10 protein-coding genes and 1 riboswitch are annotated in these 12741 nt (G+C 42.3%); of the genes, 4 read left to right on the top strand and 6 right to left on the bottom strand.

The window, feature by feature from the left end; all coding sequences use genetic code 11:
* Nucleotides 1-62: 62 nt before the first annotated feature.
* From ACS72_RS18890 to ACS72_RS09505, 6 genes are all read right to left on the bottom strand, one after another.
* Nucleotides 63-1370, bottom strand: a complete 1308-nt coding sequence (locus tag ACS72_RS18890) for a KGG domain-containing protein (RefSeq protein WP_048881972.1) — start codon at nucleotides 1368-1370, stop codon at nucleotides 63-65.
* An 805-nt stretch (nucleotides 1371-2175) separates the two neighbouring features.
* Complete coding sequence (locus tag ACS72_RS09525) at nucleotides 2176-3621, bottom strand: YdiU family protein (protein ID WP_048881971.1); 1446 nt, start codon at nucleotides 3619-3621, stop codon at nucleotides 2176-2178.
* 125 nt (nucleotides 3622-3746) lie between these two features.
* On the bottom strand, nucleotides 3747-4913 hold the full coding sequence (locus ACS72_RS09520; protein WP_004816108.1) for an acyl-CoA desaturase: 1167 nt from the start codon (nucleotides 4911-4913) through the stop codon (nucleotides 3747-3749).
* A 515-nt stretch (nucleotides 4914-5428) separates the two neighbouring features.
* Nucleotides 5429-6142 (bottom strand): glycerophosphodiester phosphodiesterase, encoded by a 714-nt coding sequence (locus ACS72_RS09515; RefSeq protein ID WP_048881970.1) that lies wholly within the window; start codon nucleotides 6140-6142, stop codon nucleotides 5429-5431.
* A 148-nt stretch (nucleotides 6143-6290) separates the two neighbouring features.
* The gene (locus ACS72_RS09510; RefSeq protein ID WP_004891496.1) at nucleotides 6291-6872 is read right to left on the bottom strand and encodes a cob(I)yrinic acid a,c-diamide adenosyltransferase; all 582 of its coding nucleotides are present in this window, start codon (nucleotides 6870-6872) and stop codon (nucleotides 6291-6293) included.
* Between the two features lie 94 nt (nucleotides 6873-6966).
* Nucleotides 6967-8805: a TonB-dependent siderophore receptor gene (locus ACS72_RS09505; RefSeq protein WP_004816113.1), complete on the bottom strand. Its 1839-nt coding sequence runs from the start codon at nucleotides 8803-8805 to the stop codon at nucleotides 6967-6969.
* Between the two features lie 37 nt (nucleotides 8806-8842).
* Nucleotides 8843-9049: riboswitch (cobalamin riboswitch) on the bottom strand.
* Nucleotides 9050-9194: 145 nt separating this feature from the next.
* Between ACS72_RS09505 and ACS72_RS09500 the strand changes: the two genes are divergently transcribed.
* From ACS72_RS09500 to ACS72_RS09485, 4 genes are all read left to right on the top strand, one after another.
* Entirely contained in the window at nucleotides 9195-9836 is a 642-nt protein-coding gene (locus ACS72_RS09500) for a phosphoribosylanthranilate isomerase (protein WP_048881969.1), read from the top strand.
* The gene (trpB, locus tag ACS72_RS09495; RefSeq protein WP_004816119.1) at nucleotides 9820-11049 is read left to right on the top strand and encodes a tryptophan synthase subunit beta; all 1230 of its coding nucleotides are present in this window, start codon (nucleotides 9820-9822) and stop codon (nucleotides 11047-11049) included. The genes ACS72_RS09500 and trpB overlap by 17 nt, the downstream gene beginning before the upstream one ends.
* Before the next feature lie 329 nt (nucleotides 11050-11378).
* Complete coding sequence (locus tag ACS72_RS09490; protein ID WP_008304229.1) at nucleotides 11379-11627, top strand: hypothetical protein; 249 nt, start codon at nucleotides 11379-11381, stop codon at nucleotides 11625-11627.
* Nucleotides 11628-11711: 84 nt separating this feature from the next.
* Nucleotides 11712-12704, top strand: coding sequence for a DUF2804 domain-containing protein (locus tag ACS72_RS09485; protein WP_008304231.1), 993 nt, complete (start codon nucleotides 11712-11714; stop codon nucleotides 12702-12704).
* Nucleotides 12705-12741: the final 37 nt, after the last annotated feature.

Raw genomic sequence — 12741 nt, 5'->3', positions numbered from 1 at the left:
AAAATGTTTTTTAGAAAAATATAAACCTTTCATCTATATCTTTCCGGTTGCTCCTAAATAACTTACCTGGAAGTGAAACGACCTCGGTCATCGCGTGGCGGGGTATTTCTTCCGCCTCGACCTCCCGAACGACCGCGATCGTCATCATCATCGTCATCACGGCTGCGACCACGGCCTCGACCGCCAGAATGACCGCGATCATCATCGTCGTCATCACGGCTGCGACTGCGTCCACGACCACCTGAGCGACCACGATCGTCATCATCATCGTCATCACGGCTGCGACCACGTCCACGATTACTTGAACGGCCACGATCATCATCATCGTCGTCATCACGGTTGCGACCGCGACCTCGACCGCTGGAACGACCACGATCGTCATCATCATCGTCATCACGGTTACGACCACGGCCACGACCACTTGAGCGGCCACGATCGTCATCACGGCTGCGACCACGACCTCGACCATTTGAGCGGCCACGATCGTCATCATCATCGTCATCACGGTTACGACCACGGCCTCGACCATTTGAGCGACCACGATCGTCATCATCATCATCGTCGTCATCACGGTTGCGACCACGGCCTCGACCATTTGAGCGGCCACGATCGTCATCATCATCGTCATCACGGCTGCGACCACGGCCACGACCGCTGGAACGACCACGATCGTCATCATCATCGTCGTCATCACGGTTACGACCACGGCCTCGACCATTTGAGCGGCCACGATCGTCATCATCATCATCGTCGTCATCACGGCTGCGTCCACGACCTCGACTGCTGGAACGACCGCGATCGTCATCATCATCGTCATCACGGTTACGACCACGGCCTCGACCATTTGAGCGGCCACGATCGTCATTATCATCGTCGTCATCACGGCTGCGACCACGACCGCTGGAACGACCGCGATCGTCCTCATCATCGTCATCACGGTTACGACCACGGCCTCGACCAATTGAGCGGCCACGATCGTCATCATCATCGTCGTCATCACGGCTGCGACCACGACCGCTGGAACGACCGCGATCGTCCTCATCATCGTCATCACGGTTACGACCACGACCACGACCGCTGGAACGATCCCGATCGTCATCATCATCGTCATCATAGCTGCTGCGGCGTCCTGAATGACTACGGCTACCAGCTTCACGGGCTTCTTCTGAGGTAAATTCATGTGCATTACCGCTTCGATGAGCCGCACGTCCTGCTTCTCTGGCTTCTTCAGAGCTAAATTCGTGAGCATTTCCACTGGCATGGGCAGCTCGACCGCCTTGACTTGCTATTTCTCGTTGTCTTTCGGAGTCCATACTTGCAAATCCGCGATTTGAAGTACCTGTATCGTTATCATTATCTTGAGTTGCCATTTTTTTCCTTCCTTTAAATTATTTTTTTCAGCAAAGGTTAATTTGCCTGTACTAAGGTAGGAGCTAAAAGCTAAATACAGAATGGATATTATGTGACTGAATTTAAAAATAGTAATACCAGTTTTTATTTTTATTATTAGAAAATGAAGAGTTAGTATTCGATCTGTATTTTTTAATTACAGAGAACGACAATTCAATCTTATTATTTTACGCATAAAAATAAAGAGAGTAGAAAAATAGGAGTTATGTATATATTCTGAGATGTCTAACTATATATTTAAATTTACTAGGTTAAGTCTGTTAATTATTTTATTAAAATAATTGAGGAATAAGCTCATTTATAAATTTAAAAAGAATTAAGAAAATAAAAAATAACAATAATATAGGAGATAATAAATAATTTTTTTAGAAGGCAAATAATTTGATCTGCTTCAATAGTTCAATATCTTTCTGCTTCATTCGAGATAAATTAAAAGCCACCTGTTGATAAGAGTTTTTTATCAACTCTTTGATTGGAGATGCATCGAGATTTGGCTCTTCCAATCCTATAATTTAATGTTTTTTATTCATATGCTAACCGGTGCGGATACAAGGGTAAATATCTCGTAGTATTTCTCCATATTCAATTTTCAGCTTAACTGTATACATCACTGCTCTCACTGAACGATTGGGTACAACTGACCTCATGGAGAGAGTGTGATTTTCAGATGCTATTGGGTACAAGGTCATAAGCTTTGAATAATTTAAAGAAAAGTTGTGGATAATTTAAATATTATCCACAGCTTAGTGGAAAGTTGTGAATAAATTAAGATGAACAACTCACCATGACTTCTGGGACATCACTTGGTAAAGGGCCTAAATCTTCAGGCTGTTCGAGTTCTGATTGCTTGGTAAATGGCTGGCCAAGTAACTTGAACAGGCGATCTACTTCTGAGAAGTCATCTGCTTCAGCAAGCTCGATAGCTTTCTGGGCCATATGATTACGCAAAATATAATATGGATTAGCTTTAGTCATTTGCGTATCCAGCTCAGTGGTATCTTGAAACTCGCGAATAGTTTCATACTGGCTCAAGAAACTTTCAAAAGCACGACGGTCTAAGCAATCATCCTTAATGACGTCATACTCTTTATTATGCAAACGGATAAAGCTTTGCGTGTAGTCAAATTGCTCAGATTGCAAGATACGCAGGAACGCCATGGCACAATCAAAACTGTCTTTATGAAAACCTGGCAAGCCCATTTTCTGATTTAGACCGAGTTTATAGTGCTCAAGGAAAGTCGGCTCGTAATGCTCTAAACAAGCTGCTAAATCCTGCTTCCATTGTTCCCTGTCATAGTCAGTAGGGCAGAGTGGTACAAGATTATTCAGCCATTGCCATAAATTCCAGTGAGCAATACTTGGTTGCTGTTGATAGGTATAACGCCCTTGATAATCCGAATGGTTATTGATCCAGTTCGGGCGGAAACGCTCCATAAATCCATAAGGACCAAAGTCCAGTGTAGAACCAGTGATATTCAGGTTGTCGGTATTCATGACGCCATGAGCAAAGCCGACCAGTTGCCACTTCGCAATCATCACAGCCGTACGTTGAATAACTTTTGTTGCAAACGCCAGAATCGGCTGCTCTGCTTCAAGACATTCTGGATAATGCCACTCCATACATTTCTGGGCAAATTCACTTAAAAGATCAGGTTGATACTGATTGATCCATTCAAAATGACCAAAACGAATATGACAGTCGGAGGTCCGTAACATCATCGCGCCAGGTTCAAGTTTTTCACGCTGAATCCCTTGAGCAGAGGAGGTAAAACCAACAGCATTACTGGAAGCAATACCTAAACAGTTTAGGGCATGGCCTGCAAGATATTCACGAATGACTGAACGTAATACAGCACGACCATCGCCCATGCGGGAATATGGTGTAGATCCGGCACCTTTTAAATGTAGATCAATAGTCTGATTATTTTTATCCAGAATTTGCGCAATCAACAGACCGCGTCCATCACCGAGCTGTCCCGCCCATTGGCCGAACTGATGCCCGGCATATACCATTGCGAGGGGTTCAAATTCAGCGAAAGTTTTCTGACCACTACAAATTTCTATCCATTCAGCTTTGTCCTGTTCTGACCACTGCAGCTGATCAGCCAAAGCCTCATTGAAATGACCTGCTTTAGGTCCTTTTAATGGAACCGGTTGTTGATGATGATAGAGGCGGGAAGGGAGCGTGTTATAACGGGCATTAAAGTGCATAGCAATCAGATTTAACGTATGTTTAGTTCACTATAACAAAGAATGATAACGAAAACTGTTGATCATTTTTGACCAGCTATAAATAAAAAATGCCCCGAATTCGGAGCATTTGTACAGTATCTAAATTATTCAGATACTGGCGTTTTTTTCAGGTTACGAACCAGTAAATTCAGAGTTTCACGGTGATGAGACAGGCGTTGTTCCACCAGCTGGAATTCCATCTTCAACTTGTCATCCATCTGATGGATTCTTTCAGCAACTGCTGCCTTTTTCACTTGAATTTCTTTTTCTTTCAGCTTAGCCCAGTCATTCAAGGTCTGTGTGAAAGCATCATATTCAAGAGCAATCTTGCTTTTGACATTGGCAATGTCTTCATTAACATCATGACCATACACGGCAAGATCTTGCTCGGCATATTTAAACTTCATTGCCAGCTCAGCTTTCTTGATGTTAAAGCTTGGAATACGGCGTAGGTTTTTTGCCAGCCCCAGTTTAGAGCAGGTCCAGATTAACCATTTTGTTGGATCATACTGCCACCATTTCACCCCATTACGGTAATCGTACTGGAAAATGTGATGATAGTTATGATAACCCTCACCCCAGGTGGCAATTGCTAACCAGAAGTTATCACGTGCTGTATTTTCATCGGTATATGGACGTGAACCCCACATGTGACACAATGAGTTAATGAAGAAAGTCACGTGATGGCTCAGGATCAGACGAACCAGACCACCGAGTAACAATACACCCCACACATCGCCTACTGCCCAGCCAATAGGAAGCAGAATCGCAGCATGCACAGCAATCACCAGCGGTACATAGTACTTGTGCTGGAACATCACGACTTTGTCATTCTGCAGGTCAGGTGCATTTTTGTAGTTCGGTTCTGCTGCCGGATAATCACGAAGCATCCAGCCCAGGTGCGCATACCAGAAACCATTGTTGATCGAGTATGGATCTTTTTCGACATCATCGACATGGCGGTGATGGGTACGGTGACCTGAGCCCCAGTACAAAATACTGTTTTGTACAGCAAATGTACCCATGATCATCAGAATGATTTTTAGTGGTAAAGTCGCTTCATAAGCACGATGTGCCCAAAGACGATGGTAACCCGCTGTAATACCAAGGCTACTAACGCCAAGTAAAACAAACATACTGATCCAGGCAGCAAGACTGAAATCATGGTGATACGCATACAACGGGATCGCAATGACAGCTACGATTGGCAATGCAACCAAAGCAAATACAGCGACCCAGTTAATTGGGGCTTGAGGTAGGGGAGCATTCATCTCCAACAGCACTCCTGGAACCTAGGAAGAAGATGTTTCTGAACCTAGGAAGGTATATCTAAAAGGCCAAATCCTCTAAGCTTTATAGGGAATTGAACTTATGCATATTAACATGGGCAATAGGGTGGCACTAGCTTTATTGCACAGGTGTATTGTACTTATGAGTAACAGAATAATTAAAACGAAATGTGACATTTTAAGCTGTGACAAGGTGCAGTTTTTAACCATCAAAATTAAGAATTTGACCTGTTATGAAGCAGAAAATTTCTATTTAGTTCATGCGTGTATCAGTATTAGCCATATAAAAATAAGTTCAAAACAAATAGTTCTAAGAATGTATTATCAGTCATGACCATCAAGTCAGTACTTTCATGGAAGCTCTCCATAATGAGTACACTGTTAATAAGATTAGATACAGATGTATAGCAATACGTTTACTCAGCTTTTCACTATCTGACAATTAAAAGAAAACCTCTTAAATCTAAGAGGTGGAGAAAACAAAAAATTTATTATCTTTAGAGTTGTTGCAGCATAAGTTTAGGATAATCAGTGATTAAACCTTGCACACCTAAATCACGTAATTCTTTGGCACGCTCAATATCGTTGACTGTCCATACACTGATATTCAGTTGGGCAGTTTGAGTTGCCTTAATCATTTCTTTGTTGGCCAATTCATTCATCCAACCAATCTGACAACAACCCAGTTCAAGTGCCTGATCAATGGCTTTATGTTTTACATCAGTTTCAATCAATAAACCACGCTTAAACTGTGATTTTTGTTGTTGCAGTGCAGCATGAATTTTGGCATCAAAACTGGTAATAATAGCTGAATGTTCAAAGCCCTGGAGTTGTTGCTGTAATTCCAGGGTGATTTGTTCCGCGGCAGCTTCGGAAGCCACTTCTTTGATTTCGACTTCGATATGATCAAAGTTCTGAATGACATTTAAAGTCTGGTTTAAAAGGGGAGTTGGTTCAACCTGATTCCATTCAGACCATTGTACGGCATGATTATATGGGGACAGTTCTTCACGGCTGCATTCATAAAGATGCTTTTGCTGGCCTGTGGTACGTACAAAATCATCATCATGCATAATAATCAAGGCATTGTCTTTAAGTTGACGTACGTCAAACTCAACCGCGCGAATCCCGATTTCCTGAATATATTGAAATCCACCGAGGGTGTTTTCTGGTGCTTCCCCACGCGCACCACGATGGCCGATTATACGCATGTTGCGATAACCTGAAAAAATAAAGATAAATACATGATGTCGAATAATTATGACGGAACAATGACGATATTCTGCGCCATTGGAACTTTATTGCAAAGATCGTCGACGCAGATTTTTCTGTGGAGTTTAATAAGTTTTAGCGGTTTTATTAATCAATAGTTTCATTGATATTTTTCTGCCATAGTACTTCAGAACCGCCTTCAGCACGTTGTAAAGTACGTGAAGCTACAAATAACCAGTCTGATAGGCGGTTAAGTAGTTGAAGTGAGGTTGCCTGAATATTCTGGTCACGGCTGTGTACAGACATGACACTGCGCTCAGCTCTACGGCAAACAGCGCGCGCCTGATGGGCATAGCTACAAGACAATGAACCAGCCGGCAAAATAAAGTCTTTCAGCATTGGTAAGGCTTCATTCATACGGTCAATATCATTTTCTAAAAAATCAATAGATACCGGTTGAACCAAGTTAAAACCGGGAATACAGACCTCACCACCCAAATCAAACAACCAGTGCTGGATCAGGCTAAGTGATTTGTCCCAAGTCGCTTTATCTTCAATTGGACTTATACTGATCTGGGAGCGTAATACACCAATGGTTGCGTTGAGTTCATCGACATCACCCAAAGCGGTGATACGTAAATCATCCTTGGCAACACGTGAACCATCACCCAGACCTGTGGTACCTGAATCGCCGGTACGGGTATAGATCTTACTTAAACGGTGGCCCATAATAGATCCTTAAATAATTAAATGCTGTAAATAAAAAGAATCATGCCATAGGCATGACATGATTCTCAAAAGTATTTGTTCAAGCTGGATGAAATTAGTATTTGAAAGTTACACCGGCAGAGGCAAGGCGGCCGCCGTTGATGTAGTAACTGCCGCTACCATAAGCTGTACGATATTTGCTATCACCCACATTTTGAATATTAGCAAATAACTTCACAGCTTCATTAACGTTGTAATAACCATGCATATCAATATTGAAATGACCTGGAATACGGACATTATCGTATGCGCTATTATCAGAAGATGAGTTAGCAGTCAGGGTAGTAGAAAAACCAAAAGTTGGTTCCTGCCAACCAGTCGTAAATGCTGCTTTTTGACGAGGGCGACGGCTCAAATCTTCATTTGTGGAATCATCTTGGGCCCGTACATAATTGTATGTTGCATTCGCATAAAGATGTTCGCCAGCCCATTTCAGGTAAACTTCAGTACCCTCAAATGTCGCCTTGTCCAAGTTTTTAAATTTATAACCCGTTGCACCAGTCGCATCAATTAAATGATCTACTTGATTTCGATATAGGGAAATACCACTACTAAACCCATAAGTAAGTTTTTGATCTAAACCGATTTCATAAGAAATACTTTCTTCCGGTTTTAAATCCGGATTGCCAGATGAACTATATAGCTCATTCAATGTGGGTGAACGGAAAGCTGTACCGATATTTGTATAAATACTAGTTAGTGGCAGAATCTGATAGCGAACAGCAGCCTGTCCTATTGTATGAGTACCATATTGTTCATGATCTTCAATACGAAGGCCAACCTGTGTGTTTAAGCCAGAATGATTGTATTGGTGTTGAATGTAATAACCTTGAGAATCTACGTCGGTATCATATTTTTTGCCATATGATAAAACGTCACCTTTAATATTCTGGAAAGTGGAACCAAGTAAAATATTTTGGTGAGGGGTGATTTGCCATTTACCGTATAGTTCAGCTTCCTGAGTTTTACTTAATACATAATCAAGTTCGCCAAGGTAATTAGGATCATTTTGATACAGATCATCTTTGAACTGAGATAATCGTGCATTTAGTTCAATAGAAGGCTGGACTTGAATATGACCTTTCAGGTTAATAATTTCATTTTTGAAATCCTGATCGGTCAAAGCACCAAAATTATCATATTGGCTGTTGCCTTCATTTTGGCTGTAGTCTAAAGACAGACCGTAAGCATCTTTATCTACACCAATTTTGGCACTATAGCCTTTTTGTTCGAAAGCAGCTTTAGGGTTATTTTTAATTTCTTTAACTGCTGTTCCATCTGTTTCTAAGCGTTGACCACGGATTTGGGCATAAAGTCCGTCTTCGGCCAGATCAGCGCCTACCAATGATTTATAAGTTTTATTTTCGCCGATTTCTCCAGTAACAAATGCACTTGTTTTTTCAGGCGTTTTCGAAATGAGTTGTATCACACCACCAATAGCATCTGTTCCATAAAGTACAGATGCTGGGCCTTTGAGAATTTCAATTTGCTTGATATCGGTCGTATCAAGGAAAGGAATACTTGCAGCACCTGTAGTTGCGGTATTTAAGCGGACACCATCCCGTAGAACTAGCGTTTGAGTCGAGTTTGTACCCCGAAGAAAAATTGAGGATTGCTGTCCCAAGTCACCTAATTGGACAATATTTGCTGAAGCTTCTGATTTTAAAAGCTCAGGAAATGAGGCTATAGGAGATTGCTCAAGGACTTGTGGCTCAATAATCGAAATTCGCGCTGGCACATTTTCAATTTTTTCCTCAGAACGTGTAGCGGTCACTACAATCGTATTTAAAGATGCTCTAGCAATATTTTGTTCAGCAGCATGAACAGAAGATGTGAAACCCAACGCAAGTGCGATCGAACCCGCTAAAGCAGCAGGCTGAAATTGAATATTCATGATATGTGCTCCATACATTCACTCCCCGTGAATGATTGAGTTAAAGAACACAACAAGCAGGTATCCGGACTTAAATGTGCAGGGCCGTTGCCATGCTGCCAATCCACCTTCCCACATCTCTATATCGTTGTATGCAGTGGTGTAAACTGATTGACATTTCATTTTTTACCGTTGCGGGGGCAGTGCTGGATTTACACCAGCTTCCCTAAAGCAGAAAGCTTTGACTTGTTGCAAGTTGAGCGCAGTATAAGTCGAGCATGTCATTTAAACAATCTGAATAAATAAATATCAGATCGAACTTTACGCAAGCTATAAAAATTGCTTTACAATGATTTGCTCAATTTTATAGATCGGCTATGACATTGAGGAAATTTTCGAGCCAAATCAATATGCGAACCCGTGCCAAAATTTGTGGAATTACCCGAGTTGAAGATGTACATGCTGTAGTCAATGCAGGCTGTGATGCGATTGGATTTGTATTTTATCCGCCGAGTCCGCGTAGTGTGACTTTAGCGCACGCTGAAATACTGATTCAGACAGTTCCTGCCTATGTACAGGCAGTGGGATTATTCGTAAATAGCAGTGCCGATGAAATTCAGACTATTTTAAAAACCGTGCCGCTGGATATCCTGCAATTTCATGGGGATGAAACACCAGAGCAGTGTCAGTCGATTGCCAGACAGGTTGGACGCCGTTGGTACAAAGCCATTCAGGTCAAACCCGGTCTGGATGTAGTAGCTGAAATTCAAAAATATCAGGATGTAGGCGCAAGTGCAGTGCTGTTAGACGCATGGCATCCAGACTTAAAAGGTGGAACAGGGCATAGTTTTGACTGGACCACTTTCCCTAAACTCAATATTCCTTTGATCTTGGCAGGGGGATTAAATCCTGACAATATCGAACAGGCAATTCTCACCACACATGCGTATGCGGTGGACGTGAGCGGCGGTGTCGAGTCCGCAAAAGGTATTAAAGACCAACAACTCATCGAACGCTTTATGCAAGGAGTCCTACGTGGATCAGCAAAATAATGTGATTGACTATACCCAATTCCCTGATGCAAAAGGGCATTTCGGTATTCATGGCGGGCGTTTTGTGTCAGAAACACTTATGGCAGCTCTGGAAGACCTGGAGAAGCTGTATTTCCGTATGAAAAATGACGAACAGTTTTTGGCAGAATTCGACCGTGACCTCGCTTACTACGTAGGTCGTCCAAGTCCGCTTTATCATGCTGAACGATGGTCGAAAGAGTTGGGTGGTGCGCAAATTTACTTGAAGCGTGAAGACTTAAACCATACAGGTTCGCATAAAGTAAATAACACGATTGGTCAGGCGCTGCTGGCAAAACTGTCTGGTAAAAAACGTATTATTGCGGAAACTGGTGCAGGTCAGCATGGCGTTGCAACGGCAACCATTGCAGCGCGTTTGGGTCTTGAATGTGTTGTATATATGGGCGCAGATGATGTAAAACGTCAGGCCATGAACGTGTATCGTATGCGTTTGTTGGGTGCAAAAGTTGTTGCAGTAGAAAGTGGCTCTAAAACTTTGAAAGATGCCATGAATGAAGCAATGCGCGATTGGGTGACAAATGTTGATACTACATATTATGCAATCGGGACGGTAGCAGGCCCACATCCATATCCACAACTGGTTCGTGATTTCCAGTCGATTATTGGTCGTGAAGCACGCCGTCAGATTCTGGAACAGGCGGGTCGTCTTCCGGATGCTCTGGTTGCTTGCGTCGGCGGTGGTTCAAATGCGATGGGCTTATTCTATCCATTCCTGAATGATCAAGATGTGAAAATGTATGGCGTTGAAGCAGCAGGTCATGGTATCGAAAGTGGTAAGCATTCTGCACCATTGAATGCTGGTCATGTCGGTGTGCTACACGGTAACCGTACTTATCTGATGTCTGACGAACAAGGTCAGATTATCGAAACGCATTCGATTTCTGCGGGTCTGGATTATCCGGGTGTTGGACCGGAACACAGCTTCCTGAAAGATATGGATCGCGTGAAATACGTACCGATCAATGATGAAGAAGCATTACAAGGTTTCCGTGACCTCACCAAGATCGAAGGTATTATTCCTGCGCTAGAAAGCTCACATGCGATGGCATATGTGACTAAACTTGCTCCAACGATGTCTAAAGACCAGATCATCATTGCCACTGTTTCAGGTCGTGGTGACAAAGACTTGATGACTGTTGCAGGCATTGATGGCGTGGAAATGGTTGAGATGTAAATAATCTCCCTAACCCTCTTTACGAAAGAGGGAATAGCCCTCCTTTAAAAAAGGAGGGTTGGGACGATTTAAAAATCGTATTCAAGCAATTGAGTGCGATTTTTTTATGCAATAAAAATCCTCCTTCTTTGTAAAAGGAGGGGGAGGCAAGGATTGAGAGTTACAGCCTTCTTTTTTAATGCTTACGTATGAGCAGATCGGTTAGACAATATAGATGTTGCCGTAAGGCTGAGGTATAGGGATATACTTGCAGCCATTACAAAATAGTTTTGTTACTTTTGCCGAAACAAAAGTAATGATTTACTAAAGAATCAATATGCCGACTTATAATGAAAATGGGTGTGCGAGAAAAATGCTTCAAAAACTTTTCTGCAGGTAGATATTACTTTGGAAAAGCCCAAAGTAACCAAAGGCTTTTTAATCAGCAGACATTACATCCTGATAATGCTGCTCAATGGGCGACATCCATGTCGCAAAAAAAGTCTCCTATACAGATAATTAAAATTTTGGATCCTCAGAAAAAGAATAAGATTCAAATGAAATCAAATTCTTGCTCACAATTTGGCGATAAACGGTAGAAAAATTTCCTTATCAAGACTAAGGAATTAGCATAATATTGAACACGGCTGTATAAACTCTCCGACTTAGATGGAATGCCTTATATGGATTTAATTCAGGCAAATGGACAACCCCGTTACGGACGTTTCAAAGAGATTCCCAAAAGTATCGATTACAATGCTTACCAGTACAAAACTCCTTATGGCCAGATTGTTGCCGGCTGGCGTAAGCATCTTAAATACAAAAAATTCAAATTCTGTAGCATTCAGCATGAACACTACAGTATTGGCGTAGCGATCGCTGATATTGCCTGGGCAGGGCATGGTTTCTTCTATATCTATGATCATCAGACCAATGAAGTGCGGGAATGGAATGCGATCAATTTTCTGTCACGTCACACTGTTTTAGATGAACAGCCGCTGTTTAATCATAGTTATTTTCATAAATCTCCATACCAGATTGAAATTCAGCATGCCAATGGTGTGCGTTATATCACTGTGACCAAATATGGAGATATAAAGCTGAGTGCCCGGATTTTCTGTGCCGGAACAGATCCACTCAGTATGTGTAGTCCAACAGGTATTAATGGCTGGACTTATACCCAGAAATTAACGACTTTGGGCTGTGAAGGACATTTTGTTAACAAACAAGGGCAGACCATCCAGTTTAATGAACGTACCTTTGCTTCACTGGATGATACCTGTGGTTTTTTGCGTCCCGAAACAGCATGGTTCTGGTTATCCTGTAATTTTTGGGATACCAAGCAGAACCGGATTGGAATTAATCTTGCATCAGGCGTAAATGAAAGCTTTGGCAATGAAAACTGTCTATGGGTTAACGGCAAGATTTATGCCTTGACCGACGTGCTGTTTCAGCAGGAATCAGAAAATCAGTGGAGTATACACTCACTGGATGAGAAGCTAAATTTGCGTGTGACGACGGGCTGGCGCCGTTATGAAAATCTGAATCTGCGTCTGGTCGGTAGCCAGTTTAGCCAATGGCAGGCACGAGTATCCGGGACCATTCAGCAGGATGATCAGGAATATGTATTGCTAGATGAATATGCTTTGCTTGAACAGCATTATGCCAAATGGTAATCATCAGCAAGAAAAAAGCCTTTAGTTAAAGGCTTTT

This window comes from Acinetobacter sp. VT 511 (genome assembly GCF_001077515.1).
Classification (GTDB): Bacteria; Pseudomonadota; Gammaproteobacteria; order Pseudomonadales; family Moraxellaceae; genus Acinetobacter; species Acinetobacter schindleri.
Note: the sequence above shows the minus strand (reverse complement) of the source record. Positions and strands in the feature narration are given on the sequence as shown.